The organism is Puniceibacterium antarcticum (assembly GCF_002760615.1).
Classification (GTDB): Bacteria; Pseudomonadota; Alphaproteobacteria; order Rhodobacterales; family Rhodobacteraceae; genus Puniceibacterium; species Puniceibacterium antarcticum.
This window is the reverse complement of record NZ_AWWI01000021.1, coordinates 37,289-54,892: the sequence shown is the minus strand read 5'-3', so window position 1 is coordinate 54,892 and position 17,604 is coordinate 37,289. Positions and strand designations below refer to the sequence as shown.

General features: G+C 62.4%; 14 protein-coding genes. 9 read left to right on the top strand and 5 right to left on the bottom strand.

What is annotated here, in order from left to right:
- Positions 1 to 306 precede the first annotated feature (306 nt).
- Positions 307 to 897 carry a PRC-barrel domain-containing protein gene (locus tag P775_RS02135; protein ID WP_099909414.1) on the bottom strand — a complete coding sequence of 197 codons (591 nt, stop codon included), beginning with the start codon at positions 895 to 897 and terminating at the stop codon, positions 307 to 309.
- A 97-nt stretch (positions 898 to 994) separates the two neighbouring features.
- Between P775_RS02135 and P775_RS02130 the strand changes: the two genes are divergently transcribed.
- A complete protein-coding gene (locus P775_RS02130; protein WP_143520776.1) occupies positions 995 to 1,228 on the top strand; it encodes a hypothetical protein in 234 nt (77 codons plus the stop codon).
- A 19-nt stretch (positions 1,229 to 1,247) separates the two neighbouring features.
- On the opposite strand, the gene ahcY is transcribed toward P775_RS02130, so the two are convergent.
- On the bottom strand, positions 1,248 to 2,639 hold the full coding sequence (gene ahcY, locus P775_RS02125) for an adenosylhomocysteinase (RefSeq protein WP_099909490.1): 1,392 nt from the start codon (positions 2,637 to 2,639) through the stop codon (positions 1,248 to 1,250).
- Between the two features lie 194 nt (positions 2,640 to 2,833).
- Here ahcY and P775_RS02120 point away from each other — a divergent pair, with 194 nt between their 5' ends.
- Both P775_RS02120 and P775_RS02115 read left to right on the top strand, forming a co-directional pair.
- Entirely contained in the window at positions 2,834 to 3,427 is a 594-nt protein-coding gene (locus tag P775_RS02120; protein WP_099909412.1) for an HD domain-containing protein, read from the top strand.
- A complete protein-coding gene (locus P775_RS02115) occupies positions 3,427 to 3,897 on the top strand; it encodes a GNAT family N-acetyltransferase (protein WP_143520775.1) in 471 nt (156 codons plus the stop codon). Before P775_RS02120 ends, P775_RS02115 begins: the two co-directional genes overlap by 1 nt.
- Positions 3,898 to 4,019: 122 nt before the next feature.
- On the opposite strand, the gene P775_RS02110 is transcribed toward P775_RS02115, so the two are convergent.
- The 3 genes from P775_RS02110 to P775_RS02100 all read right to left on the bottom strand — a co-directional run bounded on the left by P775_RS02110 (position 4,020) and on the right by P775_RS02100 (position 6,307).
- Complete coding sequence (locus P775_RS02110) at positions 4,020 to 4,859, bottom strand: c-type cytochrome (protein WP_099909410.1); 840 nt, start codon at positions 4,857 to 4,859, stop codon at positions 4,020 to 4,022.
- Positions 4,860 to 5,051: 192 nt separating this feature from the next.
- Positions 5,052 to 5,609, bottom strand: a complete 558-nt coding sequence (locus P775_RS02105) for an ActR/PrrA/RegA family redox response regulator transcription factor (RefSeq protein ID WP_425439874.1) — start codon at positions 5,607 to 5,609, stop codon at positions 5,052 to 5,054.
- A gap of 77 nt (positions 5,610 to 5,686) precedes the next feature.
- On the bottom strand, positions 5,687 to 6,307 hold the full coding sequence (locus P775_RS02100) for an SCO family protein (RefSeq protein WP_099909408.1): 621 nt from the start codon (positions 6,305 to 6,307) through the stop codon (positions 5,687 to 5,689).
- A gap of 85 nt (positions 6,308 to 6,392) precedes the next feature.
- Between P775_RS02100 and regB the strand changes: the two genes are divergently transcribed.
- The 6 genes from regB (at position 6,393) to addA (ending at position 17,568) form a co-directional block, all read left to right on the top strand.
- Positions 6,393 to 7,790, top strand: coding sequence for a sensor histidine kinase RegB (gene regB / locus P775_RS02095; protein ID WP_099909407.1), 1,398 nt, complete (start codon positions 6,393 to 6,395; stop codon positions 7,788 to 7,790).
- 166 nt (positions 7,791 to 7,956) lie between these two features.
- A complete protein-coding gene (locus P775_RS02090) occupies positions 7,957 to 9,492 on the top strand; it encodes a PAS-domain containing protein (protein ID WP_245875530.1) in 1,536 nt (511 codons plus the stop codon).
- A 145-nt stretch (positions 9,493 to 9,637) separates the two neighbouring features.
- Positions 9,638 to 10,618, top strand: a complete 981-nt coding sequence (locus tag P775_RS02085) for an aminoglycoside phosphotransferase family protein (RefSeq protein ID WP_099909406.1) — start codon at positions 9,638 to 9,640, stop codon at positions 10,616 to 10,618.
- Positions 10,603 to 11,277, top strand: coding sequence for a nucleotidyltransferase family protein (locus P775_RS02080; RefSeq protein WP_099909405.1), 675 nt, complete (start codon positions 10,603 to 10,605; stop codon positions 11,275 to 11,277). Before P775_RS02085 ends, P775_RS02080 begins: the two co-directional genes overlap by 16 nt.
- On the top strand, positions 11,270 to 14,197 hold the full coding sequence (gene addB, locus P775_RS02075; RefSeq protein ID WP_099909404.1) for a double-strand break repair protein AddB: 2,928 nt from the start codon (positions 11,270 to 11,272) through the stop codon (positions 14,195 to 14,197). The genes P775_RS02080 and addB overlap by 8 nt, the downstream gene beginning before the upstream one ends.
- Positions 14,194 to 17,568, top strand: coding sequence for a double-strand break repair helicase AddA (gene addA / locus P775_RS02070; RefSeq protein ID WP_099909403.1), 3,375 nt, complete (start codon positions 14,194 to 14,196; stop codon positions 17,566 to 17,568). The genes addB and addA overlap by 4 nt, the downstream gene beginning before the upstream one ends.
- Positions 17,569 to 17,604: the final 36 nt, after the last annotated feature.

Here is a 17,604-nt window from a genome sequence, read left to right as displayed (position 1 = left end):
GCGCATATGAAAAGGGGGGTTCCGACCTAGCCGAAACCCCCCGACACCCCTCGCGCTCCCACAGCACTGGTCGTGTTCTGAAAAGGTTCGGACCGTTCTGGCCTCGTCTGACCATACTACCGGAACGTGTGAGGCAGGGCAAACGCCAAGTGATTACAATCTTTTAGAGTTTTTTGGGCTTTTAGAGTTTTTCGGGCGATCCGGTTTTTCAGTCCTCCGGACATTCCCGGAGACCAGTATCCCGACGGTCCAAAATGGAAATGGCGCGCCGGTTGGCGCGCCATCCCAAGTGATCAATGAGCCTTATTACGAGGCGTTCAGATCACCGATCACAAGATCCCCATCGAGGCCTTCAACGCCGTCTTCAGTGAACTCGGGAAGGGTCTTGATGTCTTCCTTGGTCATCGAAGACAGGGAAAAATCACCATCTGCGTTCAACGAGAACTGGTCGGCAGGGATTGCCACCGTGTATTCGCCAAGGCCGAGGAAGCCACCGACGCCGACAACAAAGGCCAGACCGTCCGTCTGCTGGACCACATAGTCAACCTCGCCGACCGACTCGTCGTCGATGCCGACCACGTCGGTACCGACCACCTCATCCACGGTCATTTCTGCGATCGAGGTCGGGGTGGTTTCGGTGTCCATCATGCCGTCCGTCGTGCCATCCGTGGCCGTGTCGGATTCAGGCGCCATGGTTGCACCGGCGTCCGGCGCAGTCGTACCGTCCGTACCCATTTGGGTGTCTGACTCCATGGTGGTGGAGTTGTCCATCTCAACTGCGGGCGCCTCGTCCGAGGTGCTGGCCGTGGGGGGCGTGGTGTCTGCAGTCTGTGCGATGGCACCCCCAGCGACGAGAGCTGCGATTGCCGAACCAAGCATCATATTCTTAAGTGTCATTTTGCATCTCCTACTGTGCAGTGACGTATGCCAGAACAATGCTCGAAAGGGCTTGGGGGTTTCCGCTCATCATAATTTTTTCATTGGAACCAGTCGGTTGGCATTTGCGTTCACGCGCATCCTCTTGACTCTGTTACGCTTTGAGATGGCAAATTACTGGATTTCGAACAAATTTTTTTTCGCGCAGGCGGTTTTTTTTGCGCCGTTTACCCGCGCGGGCAAAGACTCCCGCTGGGATCGGCAGAACCCCGCCGGTTCCCGCCGTGTTTTCGGGTTCTTTGAGGGCGGCAAAACAAAAAACGCCGCCCGGATCGGGGCGGCGTTCTGGTAGTTCCGAAAATCCGGACGGATCAGTAGCGGTAATGTTCCGGCTTGAACGGACCTTCGGGGGTCACGCCAATATAGGCGGCCTGTTCGGCGTTCAGCTTGGTCAGTTTCACACCGATACGGTCCAGATGCAGGCGCGCGACTTTTTCATCCAGATGCTTGGGCAGGATGTACACACTGTTGGTGTAGTTTTCGCCCTTGGTCCAGAGTTCGATCTGGGCGAGCACCTGATTGGTGAAGGAAGCCGACATCACGAAGGACGGGTGGCCTGTGGCATTGCCAAGGTTCAGCAGACGCCCTTCAGACAGCAGGATCAGACGGTGCCCGTTGGGCATCTCGATCATGTCGACCTGTTCCTTGATGTTGGTCCACTTGTGGTTCTTCAGGCTGGCCACCTGGATTTCATTGTCGAAATGGCCGATGTTGCCGACGATGGCCATGTCCTTCATCTCGCGCATATGCTCGATCCGGATCACGTCCTTGTTGCCGGTCGTGGTGATGAAGATGTCGGCGGTTGTCAGCACATCCTCAAGCAGCACCACCTCGAACCCGTCCATCGCGGCCTGCAGGGCACAGATCGGATCAACCTCTGTCACCTTGACCCGCGCACCGGCGCCGCGCAGCGATGCAGCAGAACCCTTGCCCACGTCGCCATAGCCGCAGACGACAGCAACCTTGCCGGCCATCATGGTGTCGGTGGCGCGGCGGATGCCGTCGACCAGCGATTCCTTGCAGCCGTATTTGTTGTCAAATTTCGACTTGGTGACGGAATCGTTCACGTTGATCGCGGGGAAAGGCAGCAAGCCCTTTTTGTGCAGATCATAAAGGCGGTGCACGCCGGTGGTCGTCTCTTCCGAGACGCCCTTGATCGCATCACGGGTCTTGGTGAACCAGCCCGGGCTTTCTTTCATGCGTTTCTTGATCTGGGCAAAGATCGCTTCTTCCTCTTCCGAGGTGGGCACTTCGATCAGATCCGTCTCGCCGGCCTCGACCCGCGCGCCGAGCAGGACATAAAGCGTGGCATCGCCGCCATCGTCCAGAATGAGGTTCGCGCCTTCGGGGAACTGGAAGGACCGGTCGAGGTAATCCCAGTGTTCGACCAGCGTCTGACCCTTGATCGCGAAGACCGGTGTGCCGCCTGCGGCAATGGCCGCCGCCGCATGATCCTGGGTCGAAAAGATGTTGCAGGACGCCCAGCGTACATCTGCGCCCAGCGCCACAAGTGTTTCGATCAGGCAGGCGGTCTGGATCGTCATGTGCAGGGATCCGACGATGCGCGCACCTTTCAGCGGCTGCGCCTCGCCGAATTCGGTGCGCAGTGCCATCAGGCCCGGCATTTCGGTTTCGGCGATATCCAGTTCCTTGCGGCCATACGCGGCAAGCGCGATGTCCTTTACGATGTAGTCATTCGCCATTTCGGCACTCCAATTCATATCTCTCAGGTTGAGGCGGGGACTATCATCCCTCCATTTACGTCGCAACGTAGATCAGAATCGGCTTAACAAAAGGTCCCCCGTGCAGAAGTCTCGCAAGAGGGGCACAAACGTTGCAAGCGGCAGCACTCTGTGCAACGTCAAAGATCACCCCTCCCCCGGATGAGACACCCATCATGCCCAAACAGCCCCGTGCCTGGCAGCGTATGCTTTCCGGTCGCCGCCTTGATCTGCTGGACCCAACTCCGGTGGATATCGAGATCGAGGATATCGCCCATGGGCTGGCCTTTGTCGCCCGCTGGAACGGGCAGACCCGGGGGGATCATGCCTATTCCGTCGCCGAACATTCGCTTCTGGTCGAGGCGCTGTTTTCCCGTCTGTGGCCCGATGCGCCGGTGAAATGGCGGCTGGCCGCTTTGCTGCATGACGCCCCGGAATATGTGATCGGCGACATGATCTCGCCCGTGAAGTCCGCTGTAGGCCCGGATTACACAGCGCTGGATGAACGACTGACAGGGGCGATCCACATCCGCTTTGGCCTGCCGGCGACCATTCCGGTCAAGATCAAGCGCCAGATCAAGCGCGCCGACAAGGTCAGCGCCTGGATGGAGGCCACGCAGATCGCCGGGTTTTCCGTGGAAGAGGCAGACCGCTTTTTCGGCCATCCGGACCCGGATCTGATCGCGGGGCTTGATATCACGCTGCGCCCGGCGCCAGAGGTGCGGCGGGAGTTCACCGCGCGTCATGCGGCACTTATGGGGGACCTCTGATGATCAGAACTCGACCGGCCAGCCGTCTGGACACCCGCGATATGGCCGAAATCCTGAACGGGATCATTGCGCAGGGCGGGACGACCGCCGTTTCCGACCCCGTCAGCGCCAATGATCTGGCCGACTGGATGGACCTGGCCCCGGACAAGTCGGCCTGGCATGTGGCCGAAGATGAGGGCGGCCAGATTCTGGGGTTTCAATATGTCGAACCGCACCCCGGCCTGCCCGCTGACTGTTGCGACATCGCGACCTATGTCCGGCTCGGAGAGACGCGCATCGGCATCGGGTCTGCCCTGTTCCGTGCCACCAGCGCGGCGGCAGGCGCGCTGGGATACGGGGCCATCGTCGCGGTGATCCGCAGCGACAATGCCGGGGGCCTTGCCTATTACCAAAGCCGGGGCTTTGAGGACTGGAAGCTTTGGGATGATGCCCCGATCTGCCCGCGTGTGATGAAGCGTTACGCGCTTTGACCCCAGAGTCCGTCGGCACCTAAAGCGTCCCGCCTCACATTTGAACCGCTTGTTCGCGGCCTGTCAGCTGCGCCTCTAACGCGAAAAGCGATGAGTGTCTTTCAGGTGAAAGGCGGGACGGTCTAGTCCATGTCGGAAAGGGCGGGAAGCGTGCGAAGATAGGCGACCACCGCCGTCAGATCGTCGGACGACATGCGGGCGAAGTAGCCGTAGGGCATGGGCGGCAGCATATGAGAGCCATCGGGGCGCATGCCCTTGGTCACCATCACCTTGATCTCTTCATCGCTGTAAGACGCAAGACCATCTGCGCTGCTGGTCAGGTTTGAGGCCACCGAGGTGCCCCAGGGGCCGTGAAATTCGAACCCACCCCGTCCGGCATCCGTGTCGATCATCGGCCCCCTGGGCCCCATCGGCGTGTGACATTCCATGCAGTGGGTTACAGCACTTGCCAGATAGGCGCCGTATTCCGCCGTTGGCCCGGCTTGCGGAGCGGTCACGTGGCTGACAGGCGGGCCATAGGCCGGGGGCAGATTGATGTGATAGCGCGACGCGCCCGGATCGTTTTCGACCGGAGGCACCGTGCGCAGATACATCACGATAGACATCAGATCGTCATCGCCCAGCCCGCGATACATGGCAAAGGGCATGGGTGGCCCGATCAGGCTGCCATCGGGGCGGATGCCTTCGCGGATGGCGCGGGCAAGTTCTGCATCACTCCAGCTGAGGATCCGGCTGGCGGGAGTGATGTTGGCGGCGATGGCGGTGAAAGCGGGGTTTGCATCAACCAAACGACCAGAGAGGTCCTTGGACACATCGAACCCTTCTGCCCCAAAAGGCGTGTGGCAGGAGCCGCAGCCTGCTGGCCCCTGAACGAGATAGGCGCCGCGTTCGACGCTGGGGGCAGAAAGTGCCGCACCCGCACACAGGCAGGCGGCAAGAGTGCCGCAGATCAGGAACCTCATAAAAAATCTCCGGATAAAAATTGACCTAACGTCAACATATCAGCGAAGAGCGAGTCGTACGAAGAAAATTTTTAACCTTGCCCGGAACAGGCCGCTGTCAGATGCCCGTCAAAAGGTCATCTGACAGGACGGAATACCCCAAGGCCATCTGAGCGGCGATCCCGGGCGGGATGCGCAGCCGCAGCCCCCGATCTAACGCGGGCTGCGTTTTGCGAGAATCCGCTGCAAGGTGCGGCGGTGCATGTTCAGCCGCCGCGCGGTTTCCGACACGTTTCGGTCACACAGCTCATAGACCCGCTGGATATGTTCCCAGCGCACGCGATCGGCGGACATCGGGTTTTCCGGCGGCGGCGGCAGGTCGTCCGTCTTGGCGAGCAGCGCATTGGTGATGTCGGTGGCATCGGCGGGCTTTGAGAGGTAATCCGTGGCCCCGATCTTGACGGCGGCCACGGCGGTCGCAATCGCGCCATAGCCGGTCAGCACGACGACACGGCAATCGGGACGCTTTTCGCGCAGCACCTCGACAATATCGAGCCCATTACCATCCTCAAGCCTGAGGTCGACCACCGCATAGGCCGGCGGGCGCGCCGTGGCGATGGCCGATCCGGCGGCGACCGATCCGGCCATCTCGACTTCGAAGCCACGCTTTTCCATCGCCTTGGCCAGACGCCGCAGAAAGGGATCGTCGTCATCCACCAGGAGCAGAGTCCGATCTTCCCCCAATTCGTCTACCGCGCGTTCTGCTGCCACTTGCCGTCCTCCAGACATGACCCGTCTGGCGTGTGACTTAGCCTGTGACACCCGGTGGGTCAAATATTCCTGAAAAGTCAAAGTTTTTCGACGAAACAGCCGACCCGGTCCGCCACCTGATCCGCGCTGAGATCGTTGCGGAAGTAGTCGACAAATCCGCGTTCGGGCAGGACGAGATAGGTGAAAGTCGAATGGTCCACCAGGTAGTAGTCATCGCCGGTGTCCTGCGCCTTGTAATAGGTGCGATAGGCCTGGCTTGCCGCCTTGATCTGTTCCGGGCTGCCGCTCAGGCCGATCATCCGTTCGTGCATATTGGCCGCATAGGCGCCCATCACTTCGGGTGTGTCGCGTTCAGGGTCGATGGTGATGAAGACCGGCGTCACCTCTTCTCCGCGCTCTTCGAGGATATCCACCGCTTCGGCATTGCGGGCATTGTCGATGGGGCAGACGTCCGGGCAGAAGGTGTAGCCGAAATAGACCAGCGACGGCTTTGTGATCACATCCTTGCTGGTCACGCTTTGGCCCGCGCTGTTCACGAGGGTGAAATCGCCGCCGATGGTGTCCGATCCACCGGCAATCTGACCCGCACGGCAGTCGGCAAAAACATCGTCACCGCCCCGGGGCAGGGTGACATACAGTGTTCCCGCAACCAGCGCGATGACGGCGGTTCCTGCGGCTAGGGCGGCGATACGGCTCATCTTCTGTTTCCTCGTCTGTTCTGTGTCGTTGCCTAACAGGCCCGCGACACCTAAGAATTATGTTCATCCGCGCAAGGGAGCCCCTATGTCACTCAGCGAAATCGGCCTGATGGGAGAACACAACCGCAGCAACTGGATCCGTTTGCGGACCATCATCATGCTGCGCTGGTTCGCCATCGTGGGCCAGCTTGCCGCGCTGACGGTGGCACAGTGGTTGTTCGGCCTCCAGCTGGAATTGGGGCTGTGTTACCTTGCCGTGGGCGTGTCCGTTATAGGCAATATGGTCGCAATCCTGGTGTTTCCGGAAAACAAGCGGCTTTCGGAATCTGAAAACCTGCTGATGCTGATGTTCGACCTGCTGCAGCTGTGTTTCCTGCTCTATCTCACCGGGGGGATGAACAATCCGTTTTCCCTGCTGGTGCTGGGGCCGGTGACCGTGTCCGCGACCATGCTGACGCTGCGGTCCACCGTTCTGCTGGGCGGGACGGCCTTTGTGCTGATCACAGCACTTGTGGGCTGGCATCTGCCGATGCGCACCCAGTTGGGCGATGTCCTGCGCCTGCCGGATATCTTTGTCTTTGGCCAATGGGCGGCGATCAGCATCGCGCTGATCTTTATCTCGATCTATGCCCGGCGCATCACGACCGAGATGCATTCGATGTCCGACGCGCTGGCCGCCACCCAGATGGCGCTTTCGCGGGCTCAAAAGCTGAACGATCTGGGGGGTGTGATCGCGGCCACCGCGCATGAGTTGGGCACACCGCTGGCCACGATCAAGCTGACCTCTTCGGAGCTGATCGAAGAGCTGGAGGATCGCCCCGATCTGCAGGGCGATGCGCGGCTGATCCGCGAACAGGCCAACCGCTGCGCCGATATCCTGCGTTCGATGGGGCGGGTCGGCAAGGATGATCTGCACATGCGGCAGGCGCCACTGGTCGAGGTGATCCGGGAGGCGGCAGAACCGCATCAGGGGCGCGGCAAGGACATCCATATCGAGGAAACCCCGGCGACAGGCGGGCTTTATGCCCAGCCCCAGATCCTGCGGCGGCCCGAGGTGATCCACGGCCTGCGCAATCTGGTGCAGAATGCGGTGGATTTCGCCCGGGCCAACATTTGGATCGAGGCGCTCTGGACCGAGACCAGCGTTTCCATCCGCATCATCGACGACGGTCAGGGCTTTCCCCCACATCTGATCGGGCGGATCGGCGATCCGTTTGTCCGCCAGCGGCGCAGCGCGGTCGACCGAAAATCACGTCCGGAATACGAAGGCATGGGTCTAGGACTGTTCATCGCCAAGACCCTGCTGGAACGCACCGGCGCCGAGCTGAGCTTTGCCAACGGATCGGATCCGTTCCTGCCGTCGTCCGAGAGAGGGGAACGGCGCGGTGCTGTGGTCGAGGTTGTCTGGCCCCGCCACAAGATCGTGTCGGAGGCCGGCCAGCGCGGCGTCGCGATGGGTCAGAACAGACCGCTCGAGGCGTGAGCCAAGGCCACTGTTCAATGTGACTATAGCAACAATTCTGGGCCAATAGCGCATCGGCTGAGCATCAGAATTGCGGCGGCCCGGGCTTCGCGGCGCCATGCCTCGTAGTTAACATCTTGTTAACTGAATGTGTCGCATAGCTGACACCGGTGAAGACACGGGACAGGTGGATACGCTTTTGGAGCTCTTTCTTGCACTCGGTATCGGATGCATCTCTGGTCTTGCGGGGCTTGTCGGGTGTTCGATCCTGCAAAAGCGCAGCCCGGGTGGCAGAGACGCGGGAACCTTCGGCGATGCGGAGGATCGCATCGTGTTCCTGATGAGCGCGGGGCGAATCTACACGGCCAGCGAACAAGCCCGCCAGCTTTTGGCCGGCCTCAGCTTTGAAGAGGCGGGCTGGGGGCAGATCTGCAGCCTGTTCGCCACCGTCTTTCCCGATCTGCCGCCAGAAGAACCCGATCAGCCGCTGGTCCTGAAGGCTGCCGGAATGCCGGAAACCACCCTTATCCTGCAGCCGATCGCCGGAACACTGCGGATCGAGGTTGTCGGCCGCACACCCTCTGCTACGGACATGTTGCTTTACCTGCAGCAAGGCGAGGAACTTGAAACCCTGCGCATAGCCATGGCGTCGATCCCCAGTCTGTTCTGGGAAAGCGATCAAGAGGGGGGGCTCATCTGGGCTAATGCGGCCTATCACGCACTTTGCGAGCACACCGGCGTGGTCACATCCGAAGCGCCGCTGTTCGACATTTCCATGTCCCAAAACGCGGAACCGGCGCAGGTCCGGATCCGGCTCAAGAACAGCCCACGCGATTCGCCGCGCTGGTTCGAGATCTCCTCGCGCCAGTCGAACGGCAGATGGCTGCACCACGCCATCAACGTCGACGCGGTGGTCAATGCAGAGACGGCACAGCGCAGCTTTGTCCAAACGCTGACCAAGACCTTTGCCCACCTGCCCATCGGGTTGGCCGTCTTTGACCGCAACCGGCAGCTTGCCCTGTTCAATCCAGCGCTGATCGACCTGACCACCCTGCCGGCAGAATTCCTGAGCGGGCGACCGAACCTGATGTCGTTCTTCGACCAGATGCGCGACAACCGCATGATGCCCGAACCCAAGAACTATTCAGGGTGGCGTGAACAGTTGGGCGAACTTGTCGCCGCCGCCAGCGATGACCGCTATTGCGAAACCTGGTCGCTGCCCTCGGGGCTGACCTACAAGATCACCGGTCGGCCCCACCCCGACGGCGCCATTGCCTTTCTGATTGAGGATATCAGTTCAGAGATTTCGCTGACCCGGCGATTCCGTGCCGAAATGGAGCTGAGCCAATCAGTTCTGGATACGCTGAATCAGGCGGTCGCCGTGTTTTCGCATCTTGGCGTGCTGACCTTTTGCAATGCTGCGTACCGCGAGCTGTGGAAGACCGACCCTGACAGCGCCCTTGCCGAAATGACTGTGCTGGATGCGACCCGGCTTTGGCAGGTTTCCTGCGAGCCGAGCCCGATCTGGCCCGACCTGCGCGATTTCGTTCTGGCACGGCTGGATCGTACCGCATGGTCTGTCGAGTTGACCCTGCACAACGGACCTAGGCTGAAATGCACGGTGGAGCCCATTTCCGGGGGCGCCACGGTTGTGCGCTTTTCCATGGTCGAGACGCGCGTGGTCTGGGACGCCCCGCGCCTGCGCCTGTCCAAAGAGGCCTGATCCGGGTTGCAGCGACCGACAGGGCAGGTAAAGCTGCCCGTATGATCTGTATCCCTTTCCCAATCTTTCCGTCGCCTTGGGGCGCGTCCAGCCCTGTGCCACTGATCACGCGGCAGACGCAGCCGAACCGCGCGCAGGTTTGCGCATGACTGACGCCTTTCTGGCCGGGGCCGGCTGGTCCGATGCCACGCTCACGCCGCTGGCCGGGGACGCCTCGGCGCGGCGCTACAGTCGTGTGGCGCGCGCGGGCGGCGGAGCGATCCTGATGCAGGACCCCGATGGCGACACCGCGCTTTTTGCGCGTCTTGCCCGGCATCTGAGCGGCCTTGGCCTGAGCGCGCCGCAGATCCTTGCCGAAGATCACGCGCGCGGTTTATTGCTGATCGAGGATCTGGGGGACGGGCTGTTTGCGCGTCTGACCGCGGCTGACCCGACGCAGGAAAGGCAGCTGTATCTGGCTGCGACCGACGCGCTGCTGGCGCTGCACCGCCATGCACCGCCCGCGCTGGACGTGGCCACGCCGCAAAGGCTGGCGCAAATGAGCGACCTTGGTTTTGACTGTTACCTCGTCCGCGCGACGGGCAGTGCCGCGCCACAAGCCCGCGACCGGTGCATCGCCGCCTTCGAAGAGGCGTTGGCCACCGATGCCCCTGACACCGATGTGATGATCCTGCGCGATTTTCATGCGGAAAACCTGCTGTGGTTGCCGGATCGCACCGGCCCTGCCCGTGTCGGGCTGCTGGATTTTCAGGATGCGCTGCAGGGACACTGCGCCTATGATCTTGCCTCTCTGCTGACAGACGCGCGCCGGGATGTGTCACCCGACACCGCCGCCGCGGCGATCCATCACTACATCCGCCAGAGAGGGTTGCCGGATGGGCCTTTCCGCGCCGCCCTTGCCGTACTGGGCGCCCAGCGCAATCTGCGCATCCTCGGGGTGTTCGCCCGCCTTGCTGGGGCGGGAAAACCGCAGTATCTGACCCTGATGCCGCGCGTCTGGGCCCATCTGCAGGCCGATCTGACCCATCCGGCACTGGCATCCGTTGCCGCGATCCTGAATGCGGTGCTGCCGCCCCCTACCCCGGAGATCCTTGCCAGATTGAGAGCCTCATGCCCGACGCAATAATGCTGTTCGCCGCCGGCTTTGGCACCCGAATGGGGGCGCTGACGCAGAACAGGCCAAAACCGCTGATCCCTGTCGCGGGGCGTGCGCTGATTGATCATGCGCTGGATATTGCCACGGAGCACGGACCGCTGCGCCGGGTGGTGAACACGCATTATCTGCCGGATCAGATGGCGACGCATCTTGCAGACAAGGACGTTGTCATTTCGCACGAAAGTCCCGAAATTCTGGACACCGGGGGCGGGTTGCGGGCTGCCTTGCCGCTGCTTGGGGGTGGCCCGGTATTTACCCTGAACACCGATGCAATCTGGTCGGGGCCAAATCCGCTGACCCTGCTGAGCACAGCGTGGAACGCTGAGCGGATGGATGCGCTGCTGCTGTGTGTGCCGCTGCCCCGCGCGTTGGGGCGCAAGGGGGCGGGCGATTTCAGTCTCGAGCAGGGGCGGCTGCACCGGGGCGGCGATATGGTCTATACCGGCGCGCAGATCCTGCGCACCGACGGGCTGGCCGATATTGCTGAATCTGCTTTTTCGCTCAACCAGTTATGGAACCGGATGGACGCCAAGGAGCGGCTGTTCGGCATAACCTATCCCGGCACGTGGTGCGACATCGGCCATCCCGAGGGACTCGCGCTGGCCGAAGGTCTGCTGGCCGATGTTTGAACCTTCTGCCACGCCGCGGCTGTTCGGCCTCGCCCCGGGCATCGATTTCCCAGAGGCGCTGGTTGTAGGCTTGCGCGACCGTCTGGCTGGCCAGCCGCCCGAGGCGATGGCCCGGGTCGAGCTGATCGTGAACACCCACCGCATGCGCCGCCGCCTGCGCGAGATCTTTGATGCCGGGCCTGCCGGATTTCTGCCACGCATCAGCCTGCTGACCGATCTGACCGATCCCGGGCTGATCCTGCCCAAAGCCGTCCCGCCGCTGCGCCGACGGCTTGAACTGGTGCAGCTGGTGTCGACCCTTCTGGACCGCCAGCCCGACCTTGCCCCGCGTGCCGCGCTGTATGATCTGGCGGACAGCCTTGCCCAGCTGATGGACGAGATGCAGATCGAAGACGTCCCGCCCGAAAAAATCGAGGCGCTGGATGTCACGGATCAGTCGGGACACTGGGAACGCGCGCTGACCTTTGTGCGCATCGTGCAGCGGTATTTTGACCTGTCCGAAGATATGCCGGATTCCGGCGCGCTGCAGCGCATGGCAGTGCAGCAGACGCTGAGCCTGTGGGAAAACAGCCCGCCGAGCCATCCAGTGATCATTGCCGGATCCACCGGATCGCGGCGCACCACCGCGCAGCTGATCCACGCCGCCGCCCGTCTGCCACAGGGCGCCGTGGTGCTGCCCGGCTATGATTTCGACATGCCCGCCGCGGTCTGGGACCAGCTGAGCGACAGCCTGACCGGCGAGGATCATCCCCAGTTCCGCTTTGCCGCGATGCTGTCTGCACTTGACCTTAGCCCGGACGAAGTCCTGCCATGGGCCGACACCCCCCCGCCGAGCAAGGGGCGCAACAGGCTGATCTCGCTCGCTCTGCGCCCCGCCCCGGTGACCAGCCAGTGGCTGACCGAGGGTCCGGAACTCCCGCTGCTGGACATAGCCACCGCAGAGCTGACCTTGGTCGAGGCGCAATCGTCGAGAGAAGAGGCGCTGGCCATTGCGCTGCGCCTGCGGCAGGCGGCAGAGGACGGGCAGACGGCGGCGCTGATCACGCCGGACCGGATGCTGTCGCGTCAGGTGACGGCGGCGCTGGATCGCTGGGACATCCTGCCGGACGACAGTGCGGGCATTCCGCCGCAGCTGACCCCACCGGGCCGGTTCCTGCGCCATGTTTCTGCTCTGTTTCAGCAGGATCTGACCGCCGAGGCCTTGCTGACATTGCTGAAACATCCGCTGAGCCATACCGGTGCGGGACGAAGCGACCACCTGCGGCGCACCCGTGATCTTGAGCTCTATATCCGTCGCAAGGGCATCCCCTATCCCACCCCCGAGGTGCTGAACGGCTGGGGGGAAGTCACCGAAAACTCCGGTTGGGTCAAATGGATTTTGGCGACCTTTGTTCAGCCGCCACAGATCGGAAATCTGTCGCTGTCCGAGTGGCTGGAGCGCCACATCCTGCGCGCCGAGGCGATTGCCGCAGGCTCCGAAAGCGAGGATCACGCAGAGCTTTGGGCCGAAAATGCCGGGCGTGCCGTGCAGGCCATTGTCGCGGATCTGCAGGGCGAGGCCGGTCATGGCGGCGAGATGGATGCCCGCGATTACGGCGATCTGTTCGGCGCGATCCTGTCGCGGGGCGAGGTGCGCAATCCCGACACGCCGCATCCCCATATCCGCATCTGGGGCACGATCGAGGCGCGGGTGATGGGCGCCGATCTGCTGATCCTGGGTGGATTGAACGAGGGCAGCTGGCCCGAAGTGCCCAGCCCAGATCCCTGGCTGAACCGCAAGATGCGCCACGATGCGGGTCTGTTATTGCCGGAACGGCGCATCGGGCTGTCATCACATGACTTTCAACAGGCCGTTGCCGCGCCCGAGGTCTGGCTGACCCGGTCAATGAAATCCGATGATGCCGAAACCGTGCCGTCGCGCTGGGTCAACCGATTGATGAACCTGATGCGCGGATTGCCGGAACGCAACGGGCCCGAGGCCCTTATGGCGATGCAGAAGCGCGGCGATCACTGGCTGGCGCTGGCCCGGGTGATGGAAGCGCCGGAGCGTGCGGACCCGGCCCACCGCCCCTCGCCCGTGCCGCCCGTTGCGACCCGCCCGACGCAGCTGTCGGTGACAGAGATCAAGCGGCTGATCCGCGATCCCTATGCAATCTATGCCAAACATGTGCTGAAGCTTTTCCCGCTGAACCCGCTGCAGCGGGCGCCCGATGCGCTGATGCGCGGGATCGTGGTGCATGAGGTGATGGAGCAGTTCCTGCACGATGTGATCAAAGATCCGGCGCAGCTGACCCGCGACCACCTGATGGCGCTGACCCGGCAGATCATCGCCCGCGACATCCCCTTTCCGACCATGCGCCACCTTTGGCAATCCCGCGTAGCGCGCATTGCCGAGTGGTTTGTCGCGTCCGAAACAGAACGTCAGGCGTGCGCCATGCCGCATCCGTCGCGCATTGAAATCAAGGGCCGTGCGCCGCTCGCGGGCATGAACTTTGCGCTGGTGGGGAAGGCGGACCGGATTGATCTGGATGCCAACGGCAACGCCTATATCTATGACTACAAGACAGGTAATGCGCCGGGAAAATCCGAACAGCGGTTCTTTGACAAGCAGCTTCTGCTTGAGGCCGCGATGGTGGAAAATCAGGCCTTTGAGGGGCTGAGTGCCCGCCACACAATCCGCGCGAGCTATATCGCGCTTGGCACCACACCGGGCGAGGTTGACGCGCCGCTGGACGAAACCCCGGCGGCACAGGTCTGGGCAGAGTTCGAGGCACTGATCAGGCAGTATTTCGAGCCTGAGACGGGCTATACCGCCAGGCGCGCCATGCTGAAAGAGGGGGATGTTTCGGATTACGACCAGCTTGCCCGGTTCGGCGAATGGGATGTTTCGGCCAAAGCCGTCAAGGAGGTGCTGGAATGATCCGCGACGAGGCAAGCGCACGGCAAGTTCTGGCCGCCAGCCCCGATCTGTCCACCTGGCTTTCCGCCAACGCCGGATCGGGCAAGACCCGGGTCCTGACCGACCGTGTGGCGCGGCTGTTGCTGAGCGACGTTCTGCCGGAACATATCCTGTGCCTGACCTATACCAAGGCCGCCGCGACCGAGATGCAGAACCGTCTGTTCCGCCGCTTGGGCAACTGGGCGATGCTGCCGGATGACGCTTTGCGCGACGAATTGCGCCAGCTTGGGGTCGAATCCGGTGTACCCGGTCCGTTCCTGCAAAAGGCGCGCACACTGTTTGCGCGCGCCATCGAGACGCCCGGCGGGCTGCGTATCCAGACGATCCATTCGTTCTGTGCATCCCTGTTGCGGCGGTTTCCGCTGGAAGCGCAGGTGTCACCGCAGTTCAAGGAGATGGAGGATCGTTCGGCAGATCTGCTGCGCACCGATATTCTGGATCGATTTTCGGATGGGCCAGAGGCGCCTCTGGTTGGTGCGCTCGCACAGTTTCTGACAAGTGACGAACCCGAGGCGCTGTTGCGCGACATCGTGCGTCGGCCAGACGCCTTTCTGCCGCCGCGTGAGGATGCCGCAATCCGCGCGCTTTATGGTCTGGGGCCGGATGCGGATGTCGGCAGCCTTCTGGCAGACGTGTTTCTGGGGGACGAGATGGCGCTGTTTGCGGCGCTGATCCCGCCCCTGAAGGGCAGCGGTGCCAATGATCAGAAGCTGGCGGCCAAGCTCTCCACAATCACGGCACCCGACTTTGCCGCGTTAGAGACGCTTGAGGGGGCATTCCTGACCGGAGCTACCGCCAAGGAGCCGTTCACTGCCAAGATCGGTTCCCTGCCCACAAAGGGGCTGGCCAAATCCATTTCCCATCTGATGCCCGCCCTCGAAGACCTGATGCGCAGGGTCGAAAGCGCAAGGGCGACAAGGCTGGGGCTACTTGCGGCAGAACGGGACATTGCCCTGCACCATTTTGCGCAGGCGTTTTTGCCGGCCTATACGGCGGAGAAGCAGCGGCGCGGCTGGCTAGATTTCGACGATCTGATCGACAAGGCGCGCAATCTGCTCTCTGATCCGCGGGTGGCGCAATGGGTGCTGTACCGTCTGGACGGCGGCATTGATCATATCCTGGTGGACGAGGCGCAGGACACCTCGCCGGCACAGTGGCAGGTGATCGAAAGGCTGGCGCAGGAATTCACCTCTGGCGATGGCGCGCGGGCGGATGTGAACCGCACGATCTTTGTCGTTGGGGACAAGAAACAGTCGATCTATTCCTTTCAGGGCGCTGATCCGCGTGAATTCGACCGGATGCGCGACGATTTCGCCGCCCGGCTGGACAGCACCACGTCCCCACTGAACAGTCTGCAGCTGGATTACAGTTTCCGATCCGCCGAGCCGATCCTCCGGCTGGTCGACAACACCTTTGTCGGTGCAGAAGCGTCGGGGTTTTCCGCAGCACAAAGCCATCTGGCGTTCAAGGATCAGATGCCGGGGCGGGTCGATCTGTGGCCGCATGTGCCAAAGACCGAAGAGGACAAGGACGGCGAGTGGTTCAGCCCGGTCGATCAGGTCGGTCAGCGACATCACACCGTGATTCTGGCGCAACGCATTGCCCGGTTCATGCGCGAGACCATCGACGCAGGCACACCGCTCCCCATCGAGATCGGGCATTCCGGTACGTATGAGGCGCGCCCTGTCCATGCCGGCGATTTCCTGATCCTCGTGCGGGGAAGGTCGCGGCTGTTCACCGAGATCATCCGCGCCTGCAAACAGGAAAACCTGCCGATTGCGGGGGCAGACCGGCTCAAGGTCATGGCAGAGCTGGCCGTGCGCGACCTTGGCGCGCTGCTCTCTTTCCTTGCCACGCCAGAAGACGATCTGTCGCTGGCGGTTGCCCTGCGCTCGCCCCTGTTCGGCTTAAGCGAACAGCAGCTTTTCAGTCTGGCACAGGGGCGCAAGGGCTATCTCTGGGCGGCGCTGCGGGATCGTTCACAGGATTTTGCGCAGGTGATGGAGGTTTTGGGCGATCTGATGGCGCAGACCGATTTCCTGCGCCCCTTCGATCTGATCGAACGCATCCTGACCCGGCACCGGGGCCGCAAGTTGCTGCTGGGCCGACTGGGGGACGAGGCAGAGGATGGCATCAACGCCCTGCTCCAACAAGCGCTGGCGTTCGAACAGAACGCCATCCCGTCATTGACCGGCTTCCTGACCTGGATGCAGACCGACGATCTGACCATCAAGCGCGCCGCCGACAGCGCCGGGGGCAGGGTGCGTGTGATGACGGTGCATGGCGCCAAGGGGCTTGAGGCGCCCATCGTGATCCTGCCCGACTGCGCCCAGCCACAGACCGCCCTGCGCGACGCGCTGCTGAGCGCAGAGGACACGGTGCTGTGGAAACAATCCACAGCGTTGATGCCGCCAGCCCAGATCACCGCGCAGGAGACCGCGAAAGAGGCGCAGGCCTGGGAGCGGGACAGGTTGCTTTACGTGGCGCTGACGCGGGCGGAAAAGTGGCTGATCGTGGCGGCAGCCGGCGAATTGGGAAAAAACAGTGAGTCTTGGTATGATCGTGTGCGTCAGGGCATGGATCGGTCGGGCGCGGTGCCGCACAGCTATGATTTCGGCGATCTGGGGGCTGGCGAGGGCGTTCAGATCGGGGTGACGGACTTGTCCGATCTGGTGCTGACGACACCCGAGGTGCAGCAGCAACAGATCCCTGATCTGCCCGAACATTTCTTGCACAAAGCCCCCATGCCAGAGCCAGTACCCGAGGTCCGCACGCCTTCGGATCTGGGCGGTGCCAAGGCGCTGGCAGGCGTGGATGGCGATGAAACAGAGACGGCAAAGGCGCGCGGCGATCGGATGCACAAGCTGCTGGAACGCCTTGCCCCCCTGCCCGAAGCCGAGCGTGCCGAGATGGTCGCCCGATGGGTTGATACGGATGCGGGGCCGGACGCCCCAGCCCTTGCAGAAGAGGCGGTGAGCCTGCTGAACACCCCGGCGCTGTCCCCGTTCTTTGCCCCTGGCACACTGGCCGAAGTGCCGCTGAGTGCAGCCCTCCCGTGCTTGGGCCGGTTACACGGAATCATAGACCGCCTGATTGTCGCACCCGACAAGGTGACGGCGGTGGATTTCAAGACGAACCGGACCGTACCGGACGATCCCGCATCCTGTCCCTTGGGGCTGCTGCGGCAGATGGGGGCCTATGGCGCCATGCTGGGCGCTTTGTATCCGGGCCGGCAGATCGAAGTCGGGCTGCTCTGGACCCGGACCGCACACTACATGCCGTTGCCACACGCGCTTGTAACACAAGTTCTCGAAGACGCGGGCACACCTTGACGTGCCCCGGACGGGTCCATACCTTCTGCATCCAAG

Bases quoted from the DNA above. Each gene is read 5' to 3' on its own strand.
- P775_RS02135 (WP_099909414.1), bottom strand. From the start codon at position 897: ATGACACTTAAGAATATGATGCTTGGTTCGGCAATCGCAGCTCTCGTC.
- ahcY (WP_099909490.1), bottom strand. From the start codon at position 2,639: ATGGCGAATGACTACATCGTAAAGGACATCGCGCTTGCCGCGTATGGC.
- P775_RS02120 (WP_099909412.1), top strand. From the start codon at position 2,834: ATGCCCAAACAGCCCCGTGCCTGGCAGCGTATGCTTTCCGGTCGCCGC.
- P775_RS02115 (WP_143520775.1), top strand. From the start codon at position 3,427: ATGATCAGAACTCGACCGGCCAGCCGTCTGGACACCCGCGATATGGCC.
- P775_RS02110 (WP_099909410.1), bottom strand. From the start codon at position 4,859: ATGAGGTTCCTGATCTGCGGCACTCTTGCCGCCTGCCTGTGTGCGGGT.
- P775_RS02100 (WP_099909408.1), bottom strand. From the start codon at position 6,307: ATGAGCCGTATCGCCGCCCTAGCCGCAGGAACCGCCGTCATCGCGCTG.
- regB (WP_099909407.1), top strand. From the start codon at position 6,393: ATGTCACTCAGCGAAATCGGCCTGATGGGAGAACACAACCGCAGCAAC.
- P775_RS02085 (WP_099909406.1), top strand. From the start codon at position 9,638: ATGACTGACGCCTTTCTGGCCGGGGCCGGCTGGTCCGATGCCACGCTC.
- P775_RS02080 (WP_099909405.1), top strand. From the start codon at position 10,603: ATGCCCGACGCAATAATGCTGTTCGCCGCCGGCTTTGGCACCCGAATG.
- addB (WP_099909404.1), top strand. From the start codon at position 11,270: ATGTTTGAACCTTCTGCCACGCCGCGGCTGTTCGGCCTCGCCCCGGGC.
- addA (WP_099909403.1), top strand. From the start codon at position 14,194: ATGATCCGCGACGAGGCAAGCGCACGGCAAGTTCTGGCCGCCAGCCCC.